Genomic DNA, 17,680 nt, shown 5'->3' on the forward strand with positions numbered 1-17,680 from the left:
AGATGGCATCCACCTGAAAGCACAAGTAACAACCTAATGAGTTGAATTTCAACCTGATGCGTCCTTCATGTCAATGGGTTGTATTGCCACTATTTGAGTTGAATGGAGAATATGATGGCAAAAACAAAAGTGGATGCATTGGCCCTGAGCATTGGCAAAGCCATTGCGGCACGACGGCAGGACGCAGGACTGACCCAGGAACAGGTCGCGGAACAACTGAAGATCGGGAATGAAGCGGTATCCCGCATGGAGCGGGGACTGGTGATGCCGACGGTGGCCCGTCTGCTGGAACTGGCAGGTCTGTTTAACTGTGATGCATCGTCACTACTGGTGGAATCCAGCAACCGTCCCGCAGAGCAGGCGCAGCACCTGGTACAGATGCTGGCCCGCTTGAATAGTGCGGATCGGGAGATGGTGCTGGCGATGGTGGAACAACTGACCAACCGGCTGGCTAAGCCGTCCTGACGGCACCCAGCTTGGAAGTGAGCCGGGTAGGGCGAGATGTGGCCTTCGGCTTTTCTTCTGCCTCAGCACCACTTTCCACTGCCGGATAAAACTCCTCCAGCAACTGTGGTACTTCCTCCTCGGTGTCTTCGAACTGACCGTTCTGCAGCAATAGCCGGGCAGCCTGCTCTAGTTCGGCAGTGTCGATACCGGCTTCCAGCTGTTCATCCGCGGTTTTACGTGCGGTGCTGACGGCTTCGGCCAGGGTCTGGCCGTCGCGCAGCGTCAGATCCACGTAGTACACCGGCGTACGGTGGGACTGGGTGGTGCTCTTGGCGCGTAGACGCAGTAACAGCGGCAGATGCTTGGTGTTACCACCACTGGCTGCTTCGTAATACTTCAGCCGTGCCGCCAGGGTACGCACCGAGTTGTAGCCGGTCGTGCGGAAGATGAAGCTGCCCAGCTCATCCTGCTGACCTTCTACCTGGACGTTAAGCCGACCATAGAGCTTGCAGCCCAGTTCCTTGGCCAGCGGACAACGGTCTGGACCCATGCAACCAATCTCTTCCATGCCCTGAGCGGTCAACCGCCGTGCCGTCTCTCCGTTACCGACACACACTGGTCGACCGTTACTCCGGTCGAAGGCACTGTATTCGGCGCGCAGGTTCAGCTCGCTATCGTTGAACAGCAACTGAATCGGAATCGCACGGATCTTGCCGTTCTGTGCCTGCTCCGACAGGGCCTGGTGCAAGGGATGCAGTAACCAGCCATCCCGGCTCTGCACCTGGGTGGTTAACGAAAAGCTGTCGTCCTTCTCTGGCAGCCACCGTTCTTGTTTCTGGACCAGCTTGCCAATGCTGATACGCCCAATCACCGGCGGGGTAATGGCGAGTCCCTTGATCATGATGCTTTCCTTTCAGTCTGAATGACAAAGCGCCGGGAACCGGCAATGGACTTGCTGTACTGGGCGAGCAGGGTGGGGTGATCTTGCGATAGACGTTCGACATCAGGGGCAACGCGATCCTTGGAGCGCTTCCAGCTAATGCGGCCAGATTCGAATACAGCGGCGGAAGCATGCCCCAATACGTTCTGGATCTGCTGCCGGATGGCAGCTTCTTTGGCCTCGGCCTCCTCCTTGCGCTGCCGCTCAGCCAGTAGGGCAGAGAACAGCCGATTGCCTTCAATCGATTCCGACAGATCGATGGTCTGGCCATCGTCACGCGGGAACAGCCAGGACAGGGCAGCACCTGCATCGTCCGAACCATCCGGTGCCGGCTGGGTATCCATCACCACGTGTTGCCAGAACACCGTCTCCCGGGCGACCAGATCGGCGATCTTGTCTTCATCGCGATTGACTCTATAGATACGGAAATCCTGACCACCGATCAGCACGGCAACGTCGGCCCAAGCGTGTCCTGTAACCGCGAGCTGATGCAGGACCTGGCACTGATAGGTAACCGGAATGCCTTCTTCCCACTGCGGGGCAGAGTGATAGCTGGCTGTCTTGATTTCCAGGATGCCCCAGCCTTCCTCCGGACATCGCACCTCCCGGTCCAGATTGGCCAGCATGAAACGGTGCTCCGGGTGCTGCAGCACCGCATTCACCCGCCGTACCTTACGACCGGTACGCTCGGCATACACTCGCGCTAGGATAGGTTCCAGAATCGTGCCCCAGATGACAGGCTCTTTCTCCGACAGATCTTCCGGCTCCTTACGACCGGACTTCTCCAGCCACAAGGACAGAGGGCACTTGTACGGTGACAGCCCAATGGCCGGGGCAGCATCAGATGAACCAATGCCCAACTGGCGAATGCGCAGCCATTCATCACGAGACAACTTCAGGGTAGAGGCCAGACGAATGGCCTGTGCGTAGCGTTCAGCCATGGCGAAACACTCCTTATAAAGGCATAAAGCCCGGCAGCAAGGCTGACCGGGCAATGAGTGAAATAAACAGGGGAGAGCAGGAACAAGAGAAACGACAGCAGAGCAAAGCGACAAACGGGAATCAGACAGAAGGGCAGGACAGAAACAGCAAGAACAAATCAGACCAACAACGGATTCACGATAGTGTGACCGGCACAATCACCGGCAGCTCTGGAGAGAGCGTCAACAGTATCTGCCGGATGGCAGGCCACTGCTGGGGCTGCCCGCGCAACATGAATTCCCCAGCCAACCGTACCAGGCAGGCTTTGACCCAATCGAGGGAAGGGGGCAGACCATCATGCAGCACGATCCACTCCGCAATTGCACTGCCCAGGGCTTCAGTTACCTCGTAGTGCCACACTCCCGGTGCAGCCTGATCCAGCTGGTCGTACAAGGTGTCAGCCAGTGCCGCTACCATCGGGGCGTACTGCACAAGTTCGGCATGCAGTTCCAGGCAGCCCACACCCCATATCACCAGCAAACTGCGCTCAGCATCCGGGCCGTCGTATGCCACACCCAAGCCGTTCCAGGTACAGAAGTCGCGCATGCCTGCCGTCAGGCAAGCTGCGGTCAAAGCAATGGATTGCACGGAAGCCATGGCATTACTCCACCAAGGCCAGTGCATGCTCCAGTGCCTTGCCCTTCAACTGCGCACCCTGACCAAACCAGGCCGAATCCAGCCGGTAATCCTGGCTACGGGCGCGACGGCGATGATCCACATACTCGGTCATCGCATTGACCAGGCCCCAGGCCGTTCCCTTGGTACCGGCCAACAGCGAGCCCATGCCGCCACCGCTATACAGGGCCGATATCTGCTGCAGCGCCTTCGAGGTGACGGCATCCTCCACGCCTTCCACCAGCGGTTCGTCCAGTACTTCGCGGAAGAACTGACAGGCTTCTTCAGGAGATACCGTGCGCTGTGACAGCTGCTTGATGTTGCCGATGAAACGATCCCAGGCCGACAGACCTAGACCCAGTGCATCCTTCACCTGCTGCGGGTCGAACACAGTAGAGTGGGGCACCTTCACCGCACCGGTTCGGTCCTTCACTGCCATCTGCAGGGTGTTGTTGCACACCACCCGTACCGAGGTGAACTGGGCGGTGGTGCACAAGGTGCCATCACAACTGGTAGCCAGCAGCAGGTAGGCCTTCACCCGATCCCCTCCCTTTAGTAGGGCTTCCTGCCCGGTCTTGGCCAGTGCCCACAACTTGCGACCACCCTTCAGTACCCCAGCCGTTTCCAGCTCAAAACCACCGGCACTAACCAGGTCGCGATAGAACTCCAGCACTTCCGAGGGTTGCACCACCTTGTATCGCGGTGAGACCACCGACAGCGGAGCCAAGGAATCAGACCGATACAACACCTTCGAGTCAGCAAATGGCCGGATGTGCATGCCATCGGTGGCCACGTTGAACAAGACATCGCTTTGCTCGATACGCCAGTCCATGCCGGCTTCGGTCAGCCACACTTCCAGCGGCTGCTGCGGGGACAATGGATTACCCAGACCATGCCAGGGCGTGGCTCCGACAAAAGCCATGGATTCGATGAGATGGGACATGAGATCACTCCAATGAAATGGCCCCCGTCGAAACGGAGGCCAGGGCATAAAAGACACCCGGAGTGGGTGTCGTGTGCGTGTTCAAGGGGGTGATATACGTCTGAAAAAAACTGGATTAAGTTCTCACTTGGTTTATCTATGTTTCGACATATGTGGTCATTTCTGCTTTAGCCTAGCGTCTGGATTTTTCTAGAAAACATTTGTTTTCAACCTTTCCATTCATCCTCATTCAGTCGTTCAATTCCCAGGCTTTTAAGTACATGCTTTTCGTAAATCGGTTCTGATGTACCGTGCTTCATCTTGTACAAGAAATACTTTTCAAAGGCGATCTTGGCCATATGCACCCACTTTCCTTTTCGGAACCAGTTGACGTTGCGCGGTGGTATCTGGGGTAGCGCCACAAATGCAGCACCGGTATCCCCCATGTCTGCCAGGCAAATGGCATTCCAGCTGCCCTTGAACTTGGCTGGTCTGCCTTCGATATCTGCATGGATATTCTTGGTGATGGCTGTGACCATGGTCTCAATCATATAACCGGTTTTGGGGGCTCCGGTTGGAACCGGCGTGACCTCAACCGGAGGGATGGCAATACACACCCCGGCAGAAAAAATATTGCGATACTTTGGACTGCGCTGGTTCTCATCGACGATGACGAAGCCTCTTGGGTTGCACAGTCCTTCTACTGCAGCCACCACATCAACGCCACGGAAGGCGGGCAGCATCATGCTGTATTTGAAGGGGAGTTCGTGTTCCTTGATGGTTGTGCCGTTATTGTCTATCTCGGTCACCAGCATGTGACCATCATCTATCCGTGTCGTACGGGCGTTGGTAATCCACTTGATATCGTTATTGCGGAATTCACTTTCCAGCATGGATTTGGAATCGCCAACCCCACCCAGGCCAAGATGGCCCACATAGGGCTCGCTGGTCACGTAGGTGATGGGTACCTTGTGGCGCAGCTTGCGTTTTTTCAGGTCGGTACTGAACACAAAGGCAAATTCGTAGGCAGGTCCAAAACAGGAGGCCCCCGGCATGGCACCGATGATGGCGGGGCCAGGGTCGGACAGAAACCGTTGGTATTCTTCCCAGGCATGCTCGGCGTGGTCCACGCTGCAGATGGACTGGGTAAAGCCTCCCGGGCCCGCACCGGGTACTTCGTCAAATGCCAGTTTTGGCCCGGTGGTAATGACCAGATAGTCATAGTTCACGGTATCGCCATTTTGTAAGGAAAGACGGTTGCCCTCTGCATCAATCCGGGTAACCGGGCTGGCAATGAAACCGATTCCCTTCTTTTCCAGCACTGGTGCGATGGCGAAGGTGATGTCTTCCCGCTGTCGCCAGCCGACTGCGATCCAGGGGTTGGACGGTACAAACTGGAAATAATCTACCGCATTGATCAGCGTGATGCTGTGCTCACGCCCCAGTTGATGACGCAGTTCATACGCAGCCGGCATGCCGCCGGTGCCTGCTCCCAGAATCACGATGTTGGCCATGTCTCACTCCTTGTTGTGAAGTAACTTGCAGTTACGTTCTATTGTTTTATATTATATAAAATAGTAAATCAAACATTGCATGCACCATCTACCATTTGTCATGTCTAGGTAGTTGTTTGCAGCAACATTCCCACGAATGCGGGAAACAAAAAGGATGATGCGTGATGACACTGAAACAGATTGCAATGGTGCTGCAGTTGGGCTTACTGGTGTCGCCCAGTGGCTTTGCTGCCAGCCTGCAAACCGTCACGGTAACTGCAGCGGGGCAGCAGGGATGGTACGAAGCGACTGGTTTGGTGCAGGCTGTACGTTCCGCTCAACTATCGGTGCCGGTAGCCGGGCGTATCAGCCAACTTCCCGCGCAGGTGAATGCCACGGTGAAGGCTGGACAGTTATTGGCACAGATTGATGCTGCATCGGCTGATCAGGCTGCCAATGCCAGCCGTGCGCAGATTGCAGCGGCGCAAGCCAGCCTGACCCAGGCCAGAAGTGAGCTGACACGTGCCAAGGCTCTGGCCGACAAGCAATACCTGAGTACTTCCGCGCTGGAAAAGGCCCAGGCGCAATACCGGATTGCCGAGGCACAAGCCAGGGCGCAGATGGCCCAGGCCGGTGCGGCGTCCGCCCAGGCGGCCTTGTTTCGTCTGACTGCACCATTCAATGGCGTGGTGTCGCGGGTGCAGGGAGATCTGGGCGCGGTGACCATGCCCAGCCAGCCTATTGTCGAGTTGTACGACCCATCAGCCATGCGGGTAGAGGTGCAATTGCCGGCGGCAACATTCGAGCAGTTACGCCGAGATGTCACGCCAGCCATCAGTCTGGGCAACAGGAAGCTGGCGGTTGCGCAGGTGCAGTGGTTTCCCACCACCGACCAGCAAAGCCAGTCACGCACTGTGCGCATCGTGCTGCCGACTGGCACCGTCCTGCCCCCTGGCAATACCACCCAGGTCCGTTTTGCTACTGCTGGCAAAGGGCAGCTTACTGTTCCCTCCAGCAGCATTGTGCAATTTGGCGAATTCAATGCCGTATACGTGCTATCTGCCAATGGCAAGCCGGTGCTGCGCTATGTGCGTAGCGGCAAGTCCTTGGGTGAGCAGACTGAAATCCTGAGCGGGCTGAAAACAGGTGACAAGCTGGTGCTTAATCCGGCAGCTGCGCGTCATCAGGCCCAAGGAGACGGCAAGTGAAACCGGCCAATCAACTGGGTATTTCCGGGCGACTGGCAGGTTTTTTCCAGTCTGCCCACATCACGCCGCTAATGGGCTTGCTTGCCATTTTGCTGGGCTTGTTTGCCACGCTGATAACGCCGCGTGAGGAGGAGCCGCAAATCAATGTCACCATGGCCAATGTCATGGTGGCCTTTCCGGGTGCCTCGGTCGGTACGGTAGAGGCGCAAGTTGCGCAGCCAGCCGAGCAGGTGCTGGGGCAGATTGACGGGGTGGACCACGTCTATGCGGTTTCGCGCCCGGGCATGGCCATTCTCACCGTGCAGTTCAAGGTGGGTGTGCCGCGTATCGACGCGCTGGTGCGCCTGTACGACACCGTCAACAGCCATGCCGACTGGCTGCCACCCGGCCTTGGTACCTTGCCGCCGCTGATCAAGCCCAAGGGCATCGATGATGTGCCCATCGTGACATACACCCTGTACAACCAGGATGGCACGCTGGGGCGCAGCGAGCTGGAACGCGTTGCCCACGTTGCCGAGGGCGAACTGAAGCGGGTGGCTGGCACGCGCGAGGTGACGACGACAGGTGGTACCTCGCAGACGGTAGGCGTGGAGTTCAATCCCCAGGCATTGAGCCGTGCCGGTTTGACGCTGGATGACGTACAGTGTGCCATCGCGGCAGCCAATGTCTCATTGCCCGCCGGGCAGATTCTCAATGAAACCGCCACCCGGGTGGAAACCGGGCCGTTTCTCACCTCGGTGGAGGATGTGGCCCAGTTGGTGGTGGGGGTGAGCAATCACCGCCCGGTGTTCCTGCGCGATGTGGCACAAGTCACTCAGGGGGCTCCGGCACCGCAAAGCTATGTCTGGTATGGCAAGGGGGGCAACAAGGGCGGTGAGTACCCGGCAGTGACCATCAGTATCACCAAGAAGCCCGGCGAAAACGCCGTGGTGATTGCCGACAAGCTGGCGGCAAAAATGGATAGCCTGCGCAATACGGTGATTCCGCAGCAGGTTAGCGTGGACATGACCCGCAATTATGGCGAAACCGCCAATGAAAAAGCGGTCAAGCTGATTGAGAAACTGATTTTCGCGACCGCTTCGGTCGTGGTGCTGGTGTTCTTCTCGCTGGGGCGGCGCGAAGCAGCCATTGTCGGCCTGGCTGTGGTGTTGACGCTTTCCGCCACCTTGTTTGCCTCCTGGGCCTGGGGTTTTACCCTCAACCGGGTATCACTGTTTGCGCTGATTTTTTCCATTGGCATTCTGGTGGATGACGCCATCGTGGTAGTGGAAAACATTCACCGCCACAAGCTGCTCAAGCCTGATGCCACGCTGGCCAGCCTGATTCCAGCTGCGGTGGATGAGGTGGGCGGCCCTACCATTCTGGCTACCCTGACCGTGATTGCAGCCTTGCTGCCCATGGCCTTTGTCAGCGGCCTGATGGGCCCCTACATGAGCCCGATCCCCATCAATGCCTCCATGGGCATGCTGATTTCACTGGCGATTGCCTTCACCATCACCCCGTGGCTGGCCCGACGCTGGTTGTCTGCTGCTGCTGTACATCAGGATGGCCTGGCCGCTCGTCTTCACCCGCTGGCCCAGAAGGTGTTTTCGCCATTTCTGGCACAAACCGGTGGCAAACGTGCGCGTCGTTTGCTGATGCTGGGGGTGATGGGCTTGTTGTTGCTCTCCATTGCCTTGCCGGTAGCGCGACTGGTGGTACTGAAAATGCTGCCATTCGATAACAAATCCGAGCTGCAACTGGTGGTGGACATGCCTGCCGGCAGCGCACTGGAAGATACTGCCGCCGCCCTGCATGAGATGACGGCCTGGCTGGCACAGCAGCCGGAAGTGCAAAACTATCAGGCGTATGCCGGTGTGGCTGCTCCCATCAACTTCAATGGCCTGGTGCGGCAGTACTACCTGCGTGCCGGTAATGAGAGCGGCGATGTGCAGGTGGACTTGCTACCCAAGGGCGAGCGCCATCGCAGCAGCCATGCCATTGCGCTGGCCTTCCGTGCGCCCTTGCAGCAGATTGCCGCGCGTTACCATGCCCGGCTCAAAGTGGTGGAAGTGCCGCCCGGACCGCCGGTCATGGCACCCATCGTGGCCGAAGTTTACGGCCCGGACCTTTCCGGGCGTGCCGCACTAGCCTCTGCTGTCGAAGGTGTTTTCCATCAGGCAGATGGCATTGTCGATGTCGACAGCAGCGTGCAGCCGCTGCCCGGCAAGATCGTGCTGCAGGTAGACCGCGAAAAAGCCATGCAGCATGGGGTCGCGCAGGCGGCCATCACCCAGGCCTTGGCCATTGCCATGAATGGTAGTGCAGCCAGCTATCTGCATGATGGCAGTAAATATCCCACGGCCATCCAGCTACGACTGGCGGACCGTTACAAGGGCGATCTGGATACCGTGCTGGCTACGCCGGTGCGTGGTGGCGACGGCAGCGTGTTGCCGCTGTCGGCCCTGGTCAGCCAGCAGCACCAGCCGGAAGACCGGGTGCGCTATCGCAAGGATGGCTTGCCGGTGGACTACGTAGTGGGGGATATGGCGGGCAGTACCGACAGCCCCTTGTACGGCATGTTCGGCATGCGCAAGGCCGTGCTGGCATTGCCTACCGCCAGTGGTGAGCACCCGGCTGAATACTTCATCAAGCAGCCTGCTGATGGTTTCAAGCAATACGCCATCAAGTGGGATGGCGAATGGCAGATTACCTATGAAACCTTCCGCGACATGGGAGCTGCTTATGGCGTGGGGCTGATTCTGATCTACCTGCTGGTGGTGGCGCATTTCGGTTCATACCTGGTGCCGCTCATCATCATGGCCCCCATCCCGCTCACCATTATTGGCGTGATGCCTGGCCATGCCTTGCTGGGCTCGCAATTCACCGCTACGTCGATGATTGGCATGATCGCACTGGCCGGCATCATCGTGCGCAACTCCATCTTGCTGGTGGACTTCATCCGCATGCAGGTGGCTGCGGGAATGCGGATGGAAGAGGCGGTGATTGCTTCGGCCGCCACGCGTGCCCAGCCCATCATGCTGACCGGGCTGGCGGCGATGATTGGGGCGTTCTTCATTCTGGATGACCCCATCTTCAATGGTCTGGCCATCTCGCTGATCTTCGGCATTCTGGTCTCCACCGTTCTCACGCTGGTGGTGATTCCACTGCTGTATTACATGGCTTTTAAGCCGAAAAACTGACGCTATTGCACGAGGAGAACACCATGACTGTTGAGCGCTGCATCCGTTTCTTTGCCGGTTTGATGATACTGCTGAGTCTGGCGCTCGGCGTACAAGGCAGTCCGGTTTTTGTTTCGGCCAACTTCCTGTGGTTGACTGCATTTGTGGGAGCCAACCTGTTCCAGTTCAGCCTGACCAATTTCTGCCCGCTGGCCATCCTGCTGAAAAAGCTGGGTGTGCCTGAGAGCCCAGGGTCCTGCGGTAAAGGAGGCTGTGCATGACACCCCGGATATTGTTTGTCGCCTTGAGTCTGCTTGGCTCAGTCGCACAGGCGACCGATTTGTTACAAGCCTGGCAGGCGGCAGCCGGGCATGACCCGCAATGGCTGGCGGATCAGTCCAGCGGCAGGGCCGATGCGCAATACGATGCCCAGGGCCGTTCGTTCTATCAGCCCAAAGTCGGGGTACGTGCCGGAGTAGGGCAAGGGCAACTGGTGCAAAACACCGAAGGCGCGCATTTTGCCACGCCCAATATGGCATCAGACCAAGTGCAATTCAGCACAGACCTCAATAATGCCAGCCGGCAATACTGGGGCGTGGAGTTGCGTCAGCCGGTGCTGGATGCCGCCGCCTTTGCCAATGCGACACAGCTACAGCAACAGGCCAAGGCCGGTGGTGCCCAACTGGAGCTTAAACGACAGATGGCCATGCTGCGGCTCGCAGACAGCTATTTCGGCGTGCTGGCAGCGCGTGCCAGCTTGCGCGCTCTGGAGACCCAGTTACAGGCCACTAGCCGGGCGCTGGATGTGGCCACTGCGCGCTATCGCAATGGTGATATTCCCATTACCGAGCAAGAAGAAGCATCGGCAAGGCTGGCTTTGCTACAGGCGCAGTTGCTGGCTTCTCGTCAGCAAGTCGAGCTGGCAGAACAGCGTTATGCCCTGTTGACCGGAGAGTCAGCGACGCGGTTGTCTGATCTGTCGGTACTGGATGAAAAATCCGGCTTGGACGCCGGGGATCTGGCCACCATCGTGGCGCAGGCAAGACAAGCCAATCCGCAAATCGCCATTTCGCAGGCTTCCCGTGAAGCGACGCGTGCTGAGGTGGAAAAGTACCGGTCGTGGAAGTCACCCAAACTGGAGTTGGTGGCACAGGCGGGTGAAGATCGCTGGCATGCTGGCTCAGCCCTGCAAAATGGTCGCCAGAATTATATCGGGCTGGAAGTGAATATCCCTATCTTCACCGGTGGATATCGCAGTGCCAAGCTGGAGGAGTCGCTGGCACGCAGTGACGCCAGCGAGTATCAGCTGGCCCAGACCGGTAATGCGGTGGAAGACATGGCACGTGCCAGCTGGCTTGGCCTGCGTCAGGGGATGAGTCGCATCAAGGCCCTGCAACTGGCAAATGCTGCCATCCAGCGTCAGCTGGATGCCACACAGCTGGGGCATGACGAAGGGGCGCGCACCCTGCTGGATGTGCTGAATGTCCAGCAGGCCAAGGCAGGCCTGGAGAGTGAGCTGGCACAAACGCGCTACCAGACAGCATTGGCATGGTTGCAATTGCAGGCTGCTCGCGGGCAGCTGGATATCAACCGAATCATTCAGCTTAACCAGCTGTTGCGCTGAGGGCATCATGTTCGATTTCATTTTCAGATTATTTGGCTCACCCAGTCAGCCTGTGGTGCTCCCCCCCAATGTGCTGGTTGTTGACGTGCGAGAGCCTGGTGAGTTCGCCAGCGGACATGTACAGGATGCGGTCAACATTCCATTGTCTGCCTTGCCCGCACAGACGGAGAGACTGAGGAAACTTGGTCAACCTATTGTGGTTTATTGCCGTTCGGGTGCGCGGTCCGCCATGGCGAGAAAAGTGCTGCTGAATGGTGGGGTGAGTGAGGTGATTAACGGCAAGAATACCGCCACGGTCAACCGGATGTTGGGGAGGTAAGGCACATGCTCCAGTCACAGTTATCAAATACCGCAGTTTTTGTGCTGCTGGGATTTCTGGTTGCTGGTCTGGATGGGGGCCTGGTGTCATTGAGCGGATGGAAGCGATTGGCCGCGCATTTGAATAAAGACAAGTCTTTTTACCTGGTATTCCGGTTGGGCATCATGTTAAGCCTCGCCATCGCCATGGGGCTTGGTTACTACCATTATGGTTTATCCGAGGTCTATACCCAGCTGCTCTACATTGCGGCAGGTGCTGTTGCTGCTATCGGGCTATGTATTGCTGTCTTTGTTCGGCACGCTATATTTAAGAAAAAGTGATAATGTTTCATTGATGTTGATCCTGGTCAAAGAGCGTTAAAACCATACTAATAGCATGGTTAATGGATTTCATCTCTTTGGGAGGATCAATCATGGAACTGTGGAAAGAGTTGCTTTCGGATGATGTAGGTGTGCTCAGCATCATCACCATTGTCATTGCAACCGTAGTGGTTGTGGGTGCGGTCTGGATTGTTGTTAACAAGGTGAAAAAAGCCGGCCCCAACGACTGAGTGTTGCGTTCTAAACTCAGGAGTGGAAATGTTTATCCCTGCCCATGAATTGGTTGTGAAAGCCAAAGCATCAATCACAGAAATATCCCTGGAGCAGGCCGACAGCCTGGTTGGTGATGCAACTGTCTTACTATTCGATGTACGTGAGCCAGGTGAATATCAAGAAGGCCACTTGCCAGGGGCATTGAACATCCCGCGTGGAATGCTGGAATTTGTCCTGTCTTCCAATCCAGCCCTGCAAGATACCGATCGCCAGATTCTGGTCTATTGCAAGACGGGTGGCCGGGCAGCATTGGCTGCGCAGTCACTTGCTTCGATGGGGTTTATACAGGTGAGCTCGCTCGCCGGTGGTTATGATGCATGGCATGCCTCCGCCCGGCAGACGGAGCAGCCCGCAATCAGTTTCGACTGAATATTCCCAGGTGCACATAAGGTGCACCTGGGTTTCTCTCTTGTTCAGTAGCCATCCGGCTTCATGCGCTGGCAACTGATTCTCTTCAAGATCCAATTCAACCAAATCAGACAGAACATGGGATTGGAAGTATGTGCATTGCAGATAAACGCGTGCGATACCTATCAACCCTGTCAGCGCTTGTGAAGAAAATCTGATGGAGCCTCGCGCCATGGAATCTGATCCACTCAAAGAGACTGCAAGGCAAGTGGCGGACAAGTTCAAGATCCTGGGAAATCCGGATCGTCTATGCCTCTTGTATAACTTGTTGCAAGGCGAGAAAACGGTTGCCCAATTAGGGTCGCTCAGCTGCTTGCGTCAGCCTTCCTTGTCTCAGCAACTGACTGTCTTGCGGCTCAATGGAGTGGTTGCTACGCGTAAAGAAGGACGCTCAATTTTCTATTCCATTCAGGACAAGAATATTGCCGCGATGCTCAAGACAATAAAAAAGACCTATATCGATGAAATGCTCAGGGGGAAAGCATGAGTTCCATATCCAGTGGTGGTGCTGACTGGGAGCAGCGTTATCAGTCAGCAGGAGACGGTTTTTTGTTTGGCATGGAGCCAAACGAATACTTGGCCAGCAAGAAGGAATTGTTTCAGACAGGACAAACCGCTATCTGTCTGGCCGATGGAGAAGGACGGAACTCTGTCTGGCTTGCTGGGCTTGGTTTGAAAGTTACAGCAGTAGAGTTCTCCGTCACCGCATTGCAAAAAGCAAGACGCTTGGCTGCAGCCCGCCAGGTTTGTGTCGATTTTCAGCATGGTGACATGCTTGATTTGCAGTGGCCGGACAGCTCGGAGCACAACCGCTATGACTGGGTTATCGCAGTATTCATTCAGTATGCGGATCCTGAACAAAGGAAAAAGCAGTTTGCCGACATGCTGAATCTGTGCAAACCAGGAGGTCATATCCTGTTGTTGGGTTATAACCCTCAGCAACTGATGCATGGAACGGGCGGGCCTTCTTCGCTGGACCATCTCTATACCCCGGAACTGCTGCGTGAAGCATTTTCCGCGTGCAAGCTTATCGAGCTGCAGGAGTATGAAAAAGTCTTGCAAGAGGGAATGCGACACTGCGGGATGTCATCCGTGATCGGCATGGTGGCGCAAAAAATATCTGATGCCGGGTAGTTCAATTCAATAAGGCTGAGCCATGTTTTTTTTCAAGAAAAATGCTGAAGTCGCAGTCCTGCAAACCCAGTATGCGCAGGCTCAGGCTGAGCTCATGTCATTGCGCCATCAGCTGGAACAGTCACAGTTGCAGCAACAGCAAATGCAGCATGAAAAAGCGAGCCTGGAGAAAAAGCTTGCCAGTCATCAGCAACTATTAGCCAATCTGGTGACATTTTCGACATCGATGCGTGATGGGCAATCTTCATTGTCAACGCTGGCAGATGCGATGCGTTCTGAAATTGAACAGGTCGCGCATGAAAGAGCCTTGTCGACCGAGTCACGTAATGCCGTCAGCAATATGTCGTCCAAGTTGGCGACATTGGCTGGTAGTTCCAGCAGTACCGCCAGCCATATCGGTGCGCTTGATCAGCAAGCACAGAAAGTTGGCGGGATAGTGAACCTGATCAAGGAAGTTGCGGACCAAACCAATCTGCTGGCCCTGAATGCTGCGATTGAAGCAGCCAGGGCCGGTGAGCAAGGCCGGGGATTTGCCGTCGTTGCGGATGAGGTACGAAAGCTGGCAGAGCGGACCACTGGAGCAACCAGCGAGATTGCCGTTCTGGTGGAAGAGATCCGCCAGAGTAGTAGCCAGAGTCGTGAGCAAATAGCGACTCTGGCCAGTGAGGCGCAAGAACTGGCACAGGATGGGCAACATTCCTCGAAAGTCATGCATGAGCTGCTGGAAAGTACTGGCGCGATAGAGACGGCGCTGACTTCCAATGCACTGCGCGGCTTTTGTGAAGTCGCCAAGTTCGACCACATCATCTACAAGTTCCGGGTTTACCTTGTCGTTTTGGGCGTGACGAAGGAGCAGGCAGATGCTTTTGCAACGCACACCAACTGCCGCTTGGGTAAATGGTATTACCAGGGTGAAGGCAAGCAGTGCTTTTCCAAACTTCCTGGTTATAAGGAATTGGAGCGCTTTCACGAACTGGTGCATCAGCATGCATTGCAGGCCCTGGCAGCCTTTGCTGCGGGAGATGCAGAGAAGACCACCAAAGAAATTGCCGCAATGGAAGATGCCAGCATTGCAGTGATTGCGGAACTGGAGCGCATGGCGGTGAATGCAGAAATGGGCAGTTTTACAGGGTGTGGACATTAAGGCCTGTGCCTGGAGCCATCGGATTGGCTTTGTGCATCTGGAGCAATTCGTATGGATAGTGTGCTGTTTGTTCTGATAGGTCTGTGTGCCGGCATCTTGTCCGGCTTGTTTGGCATTGGAGGCGGGGTGCTGATTGTGCCTGCCTTGCTGTACGGAGTCGGTTTCTCTCAGAAAATGGCAACGGGCACCAGTTTGGCCGTATTGCTGCCACCCGTCGGGGTACTGGCCGTACTGGAGTACTACCGGCAAGGGGAGGTCAATTTCAAGGCTGCGGTGCTGATTGCCCTGTCATTGATGCTGGGTGCCTGGATTGGCGCCCGTGGGGTTAGTCAGCTTGATTCAAAGCTCATGAAAAGCCTGTTCGGCCTGTTTCTGATTGTGCTGGGCTGCTATGTCTTCTGGGATGGCCGGCGTTGAACACGTGATGGCTTGAACATGCTTGTTACGGCTGGTTGGGCAGCTTTGTGTTATCGATGCCTTCCTCTGTGCCAGATGCTCGGAAAAGCCCTGAAAATTCAGGGCTTTGCTGTTTCCGTTTGCGCTGAATCAGCCTGCCTCTGTCAAGGCTTGTGCAATGGCCTGTCCCAGCATTTGCGTGCTGGCATCGCCCCCCATGTCCGGGGTGCGCGGGCCGTGTTCCAGTACCTTGTGGATGGCTGCCATGATGCCATCGTGCGCTGCCTGATAGCGGGCATCTCCCTGGCCCAGGAATTCCAGCATCATCGCGCCGCACCAGATCATGGCAATCGGGTTGGCAATGCCCTGGCCGTAAATGTCCGGGGCGGAGCCGTGCACCGGCTCGAATAGCGAAGGGAAGTTGCGTTCCGGGTTCAGGTTGGCCGATGGGGCAATGCCGATGGTGCCGGTGCAGGCCGGGCCCAGGTCGGACAGGATGTCGCCGAACAGGTTGGACGCCACCACTACATCAAAGCGCTCCGGGCTGAGGACGAAGCGTGCAGTAAGGATGTCGATGTGGTATTTGTCCCAGGCCACATCCGGGTAATGCCCGGCCATGGCCTCCAGCCGTTCGTCCCAGTAGGGCATGCTGATGGCGATGCCGTTGGATTTGGTGGCGGAGGTGAGGTGTTTTTTCGGCCGTTTTTGTGCCATCTCGAAGGCAAATTTCAGGATGCGATCGGTGCCGTGGCGGGTGAAGATGGATTCCTGCACCACGGTTTCCCGTTCGGTGCCTTCAAAAATGCGGCCGCCGATGGAGGAGTACTCGCCCTCGGTATTCTCGCGCACCACCATGAAGTCGATATCGCCCACCTGCTTGCCAGCCAGTGGGCAGGGAATGCCGGGCATCAGCCGCACCGGGCGCACATTGGCGTACTGGTCGAATGCACGGCGGAACTTGAGCAAGGAGCCCCATAGCGACACATGGTCCGGCACCTTGTCCGGCCAGCCCACCGCGCCAAAATAGATGGCGTCACAGCCGGACAGTTGCGCATGCCAGTCGTCCGGCATCATCTGTCCGTGTTGCAGGTAGTAGTCGCAATTGGCCCAGTCGAAAACCTGAAACTCCAGTTCCAGACCAAACCGGCGGCTGGCCGCTTGCAGTACGCGCAGCCCTTCCGGCATGACTTCCTGACCGATCCCGTCCCCGGCAATCACGGCAATTTTGTGTTTCATGGTATCGACTTTCCTTGAGCAGTCCGCAGGCAAAAACCGAGCTTAACAAGCTACGCCGCATTTACAATCCTGTTTACTGTTGATTGATTGGACATGAATCGTGAACGAAACGCCGCAGCTGGATGATCTGCAATTGTTTTGCCAGGTAGTGCGTCACCGCAGCTTTGCCGCCACCGCCCGTGCCATGGGGGTGTCCAAGGCGCTGGTCAGCAAGCGTATCGGCCTGTTGGAGCATGCCATCAAGGAGCGCCTGTTTCACCGCACCACGCGGCAAGTCGGCCTTACCGCACAGGGCGAGGTGGTGCATCAGTGGGCGCTGCGCATCCTGGAAGATGTGCGGCTGATGGGCGAAGCGGTATCGCAGGAGAAGTCACAGGCCGACGGGCTGATCCGCATTTGCAGCAGCAGCGGTTTTGGCCGCAGCAAGCTGGCGGCCGCACTGTCGGCGCTGGCCCTGCAGCAGCCGCAACTGGAAATACAGCTGGAATTGCTGGACCGGGCGGTGGATCTGGTAGAGGAGGGCTTCCAGCTGGATATCCGCGTGGGCAGCGTGCGCGAAGGCAATGTCATTACCCGCCGCATTGCCGCCAACCGACGGATATTGTGTGCTGCACCGTCCTATGTGGCTGCCCACGGTATGCCGGCGTCAGTGGCAGAACTGGCGCGGCACCAGTGCATCCTGATCCGCGAGCGGGACCAGGACTATGGCCGCTGGACCTTGCACGGCCCGCAAGGCGAGCAAGTGGTGCGGGTGGGGGGCAGGCTGGCCAGCAACAACGGCGAAATCGCCCGGCAATGGGCGCTGGACGGCCACGGCATCATCCTGCGCTCGGCCTGGGATGTGGCAGATGACGTGCAGCAAGGACGCCTGTTGCACATCTTGCCTGAGCAATACCAGCCGGCCGATGTCTGGGCCGTGTATCCCGAACGTTCTTCCGCTTCGGCCAAGGTGCGGGTGTGTGTTGCCTTTTTGCAGCAATGGTTTGCCACCCGTCTGGCGGGCTAGCCTGACCGGGTGCCGGACTGTCCACCAGACCGACTGCCAGACCGACTGTCAGA

The 17,680-nt window shown here is 56.9% G+C and carries 20 protein-coding genes and 1 pseudogene; 15 read left to right on the plus strand and 6 right to left on the minus strand.

What is annotated here, in order from left to right; translation table 11 throughout:
* Window positions 1-114: 114 nt before the first annotated feature.
* Window positions 115-465: a helix-turn-helix domain-containing protein gene (locus ACE3SE_RS03445; RefSeq protein WP_374553909.1), complete on the plus strand. Its 351-nt coding sequence runs from the start codon at window positions 115-117 to the stop codon at window positions 463-465.
* Here ACE3SE_RS03445 and ACE3SE_RS03450 read toward each other — a convergent pair.
* From ACE3SE_RS03450 to ACE3SE_RS03470, 5 genes are all read right to left on the minus strand, one after another.
* Window positions 452-1,348 (minus strand): recombination directionality factor, encoded by an 897-nt coding sequence (locus tag ACE3SE_RS03450; RefSeq protein WP_374553910.1) that lies wholly within the window; start codon window positions 1,346-1,348, stop codon window positions 452-454. The two genes, ACE3SE_RS03445 and ACE3SE_RS03450, sit on opposite strands and share 14 nt — an antisense overlap.
* On the minus strand, window positions 1,345-2,328 hold the full coding sequence (locus tag ACE3SE_RS03455) for a YqaJ viral recombinase family nuclease (RefSeq protein WP_374553911.1): 984 nt from the start codon (window positions 2,326-2,328) through the stop codon (window positions 1,345-1,347). The genes ACE3SE_RS03450 and ACE3SE_RS03455 overlap by 4 nt, the downstream gene beginning before the upstream one ends.
* A gap of 175 nt (window positions 2,329-2,503) precedes the next feature.
* Complete coding sequence (locus tag ACE3SE_RS03460) at window positions 2,504-2,965, minus strand: hypothetical protein (protein ID WP_374553912.1); 462 nt, start codon at window positions 2,963-2,965, stop codon at window positions 2,504-2,506.
* A 4-nt stretch (window positions 2,966-2,969) separates the two neighbouring features.
* Complete coding sequence (locus tag ACE3SE_RS03465; RefSeq protein ID WP_374553913.1) at window positions 2,970-3,926, minus strand: DUF932 domain-containing protein; 957 nt, start codon at window positions 3,924-3,926, stop codon at window positions 2,970-2,972.
* 206 nt (window positions 3,927-4,132) lie between these two features.
* Window positions 4,133-5,419: an NAD(P)/FAD-dependent oxidoreductase gene (locus ACE3SE_RS03470; RefSeq protein WP_374553914.1), complete on the minus strand. Its 1,287-nt coding sequence runs from the start codon at window positions 5,417-5,419 to the stop codon at window positions 4,133-4,135.
* 164 nt (window positions 5,420-5,583) lie between these two features.
* On the opposite strand from ACE3SE_RS03470, the gene ACE3SE_RS03475 reads away from it, so the two are divergent.
* From ACE3SE_RS03475 to ACE3SE_RS03535, 13 genes and pseudogenes are all read left to right on the plus strand, one after another.
* Window positions 5,584-6,606, plus strand: coding sequence for an efflux RND transporter periplasmic adaptor subunit (locus tag ACE3SE_RS03475; protein ID WP_374553915.1), 1,023 nt, complete (start codon window positions 5,584-5,586; stop codon window positions 6,604-6,606).
* Window positions 6,603-9,788 (plus strand): efflux RND transporter permease subunit, encoded by a 3,186-nt coding sequence (locus ACE3SE_RS03480; protein ID WP_374553916.1) that lies wholly within the window; start codon window positions 6,603-6,605, stop codon window positions 9,786-9,788. The genes ACE3SE_RS03475 and ACE3SE_RS03480 overlap by 4 nt, the downstream gene beginning before the upstream one ends.
* A 23-nt stretch (window positions 9,789-9,811) precedes the next feature.
* Window positions 9,812-10,048: a YgaP family membrane protein gene (locus ACE3SE_RS03485; RefSeq protein ID WP_374553917.1), complete on the plus strand. Its 237-nt coding sequence runs from the start codon at window positions 9,812-9,814 to the stop codon at window positions 10,046-10,048.
* Window positions 10,045-11,391, plus strand: a complete 1,347-nt coding sequence (locus ACE3SE_RS03490; RefSeq protein ID WP_374553918.1) for a TolC family protein — start codon at window positions 10,045-10,047, stop codon at window positions 11,389-11,391. Before ACE3SE_RS03485 ends, ACE3SE_RS03490 begins: the two co-directional genes overlap by 4 nt.
* Window positions 11,392-11,398: 7 nt before the next feature.
* Window positions 11,399-11,710: a rhodanese-like domain-containing protein gene (locus ACE3SE_RS03495; RefSeq protein WP_374553919.1), complete on the plus strand. Its 312-nt coding sequence runs from the start codon at window positions 11,399-11,401 to the stop codon at window positions 11,708-11,710.
* Between the two features lie 5 nt (window positions 11,711-11,715).
* Entirely contained in the window at window positions 11,716-12,030 is a 315-nt protein-coding gene (locus tag ACE3SE_RS03500) for a hypothetical protein (RefSeq protein ID WP_374553920.1), read from the plus strand.
* A gap of 92 nt (window positions 12,031-12,122) precedes the next feature.
* Window positions 12,123-12,260 carry a DUF3149 domain-containing protein gene (locus tag ACE3SE_RS03505; RefSeq protein ID WP_131360787.1) on the plus strand — a complete coding sequence of 46 codons (138 nt, stop codon included), beginning with the start codon at window positions 12,123-12,125 and terminating at the stop codon, window positions 12,258-12,260.
* A 28-nt stretch (window positions 12,261-12,288) separates the two neighbouring features.
* Window positions 12,289-12,672 (plus strand): rhodanese-like domain-containing protein, encoded by a 384-nt coding sequence (locus ACE3SE_RS03510; protein WP_374553921.1) that lies wholly within the window; start codon window positions 12,289-12,291, stop codon window positions 12,670-12,672.
* 211 nt (window positions 12,673-12,883) lie between these two features.
* Window positions 12,884-13,198, plus strand: coding sequence for an ArsR/SmtB family transcription factor (locus ACE3SE_RS03515; RefSeq protein WP_374553922.1), 315 nt, complete (start codon window positions 12,884-12,886; stop codon window positions 13,196-13,198).
* A complete protein-coding gene (locus tag ACE3SE_RS03520; RefSeq protein WP_374553923.1) occupies window positions 13,195-13,845 on the plus strand; it encodes a class I SAM-dependent methyltransferase in 651 nt (216 codons plus the stop codon). Before ACE3SE_RS03515 ends, ACE3SE_RS03520 begins: the two co-directional genes overlap by 4 nt.
* A gap of 427 nt (window positions 13,846-14,272) precedes the next feature.
* Window positions 14,273-14,542, plus strand: a pseudogene (locus ACE3SE_RS03525) (methyl-accepting chemotaxis protein); the annotation flags it as partial.
* Window positions 14,543-14,554: 12 nt separating this feature from the next.
* Window positions 14,555-14,989: a CZB domain-containing protein gene (locus ACE3SE_RS03530; protein WP_242673609.1), complete on the plus strand. Its 435-nt coding sequence runs from the start codon at window positions 14,555-14,557 to the stop codon at window positions 14,987-14,989.
* Between the two features lie 51 nt (window positions 14,990-15,040).
* Entirely contained in the window at window positions 15,041-15,406 is a 366-nt protein-coding gene (locus ACE3SE_RS03535) for a sulfite exporter TauE/SafE family protein (protein WP_131354703.1), read from the plus strand.
* 129 nt (window positions 15,407-15,535) lie between these two features.
* Here ACE3SE_RS03535 and ACE3SE_RS03540 read toward each other — a convergent pair whose 3' ends face one another.
* Entirely contained in the window at window positions 15,536-16,621 is a 1,086-nt protein-coding gene (locus ACE3SE_RS03540; protein WP_374553924.1) for a tartrate dehydrogenase, read from the minus strand.
* 100 nt (window positions 16,622-16,721) lie between these two features.
* Here ACE3SE_RS03540 and ACE3SE_RS03545 point away from each other — a divergent pair, with 100 nt between their 5' ends.
* Window positions 16,722-17,627, plus strand: a complete 906-nt coding sequence (locus ACE3SE_RS03545) for a LysR family transcriptional regulator (RefSeq protein ID WP_374553925.1) — start codon at window positions 16,722-16,724, stop codon at window positions 17,625-17,627.
* The last annotated feature ends 53 nt before the right edge of the window (window positions 17,628-17,680 follow it).

This window comes from Aquitalea pelogenes, from assembly GCF_041914625.1.
Lineage (GTDB): Bacteria > Pseudomonadota > Gammaproteobacteria > Burkholderiales > Chromobacteriaceae > Aquitalea > Aquitalea pelogenes.

What these genes read in the sequence shown, in the direction of transcription:
- ACE3SE_RS03495 (WP_374553919.1), top strand. Translation starts at nt 11,399, where the DNA reads ATGTTCGATTTCATTTTCAGATTATTTGGCTCACCCAGTCAGCCTGTG.
- ACE3SE_RS03475 (WP_374553915.1), top strand. Translation starts at nt 5,584, where the DNA reads ATGACACTGAAACAGATTGCAATGGTGCTGCAGTTGGGCTTACTGGTG.
- ACE3SE_RS03520 (WP_374553923.1), top strand. Translation starts at nt 13,195, where the DNA reads ATGAGTTCCATATCCAGTGGTGGTGCTGACTGGGAGCAGCGTTATCAG.
- ACE3SE_RS03510 (WP_374553921.1), top strand. Translation starts at nt 12,289, where the DNA reads ATGTTTATCCCTGCCCATGAATTGGTTGTGAAAGCCAAAGCATCAATC.
- ACE3SE_RS03485 (WP_374553917.1), top strand. Translation starts at nt 9,812, where the DNA reads ATGACTGTTGAGCGCTGCATCCGTTTCTTTGCCGGTTTGATGATACTG.
- ACE3SE_RS03445 (WP_374553909.1), top strand. Translation starts at nt 115, where the DNA reads ATGGCAAAAACAAAAGTGGATGCATTGGCCCTGAGCATTGGCAAAGCC.
- ACE3SE_RS03500 (WP_374553920.1), top strand. Translation starts at nt 11,716, where the DNA reads ATGCTCCAGTCACAGTTATCAAATACCGCAGTTTTTGTGCTGCTGGGA.
- ACE3SE_RS03455 (WP_374553911.1), bottom strand. Translation starts at nt 2,328, where the DNA reads ATGGCTGAACGCTACGCACAGGCCATTCGTCTGGCCTCTACCCTGAAG.
- ACE3SE_RS03470 (WP_374553914.1), bottom strand. Translation starts at nt 5,419, where the DNA reads ATGGCCAACATCGTGATTCTGGGAGCAGGCACCGGCGGCATGCCGGCT.
- ACE3SE_RS03540 (WP_374553924.1), bottom strand. Translation starts at nt 16,621, where the DNA reads ATGAAACACAAAATTGCCGTGATTGCCGGGGACGGGATCGGTCAGGAA.
- ACE3SE_RS03450 (WP_374553910.1), bottom strand. Translation starts at nt 1,348, where the DNA reads ATGATCAAGGGACTCGCCATTACCCCGCCGGTGATTGGGCGTATCAGC.
- ACE3SE_RS03535 (WP_131354703.1), top strand. Translation starts at nt 15,041, where the DNA reads ATGGATAGTGTGCTGTTTGTTCTGATAGGTCTGTGTGCCGGCATCTTG.
- ACE3SE_RS03460 (WP_374553912.1), bottom strand. Translation starts at nt 2,965, where the DNA reads ATGGCTTCCGTGCAATCCATTGCTTTGACCGCAGCTTGCCTGACGGCA.
- ACE3SE_RS03530 (WP_242673609.1), top strand. Translation starts at nt 14,555, where the DNA reads ATGCATGAGCTGCTGGAAAGTACTGGCGCGATAGAGACGGCGCTGACT.
- ACE3SE_RS03515 (WP_374553922.1), top strand. Translation starts at nt 12,884, where the DNA reads ATGGAATCTGATCCACTCAAAGAGACTGCAAGGCAAGTGGCGGACAAG.
- ACE3SE_RS03465 (WP_374553913.1), bottom strand. Translation starts at nt 3,926, where the DNA reads ATGTCCCATCTCATCGAATCCATGGCTTTTGTCGGAGCCACGCCCTGG.
- ACE3SE_RS03490 (WP_374553918.1), top strand. Translation starts at nt 10,045, where the DNA reads ATGACACCCCGGATATTGTTTGTCGCCTTGAGTCTGCTTGGCTCAGTC.
- ACE3SE_RS03505 (WP_131360787.1), top strand. Translation starts at nt 12,123, where the DNA reads ATGGAACTGTGGAAAGAGTTGCTTTCGGATGATGTAGGTGTGCTCAGC.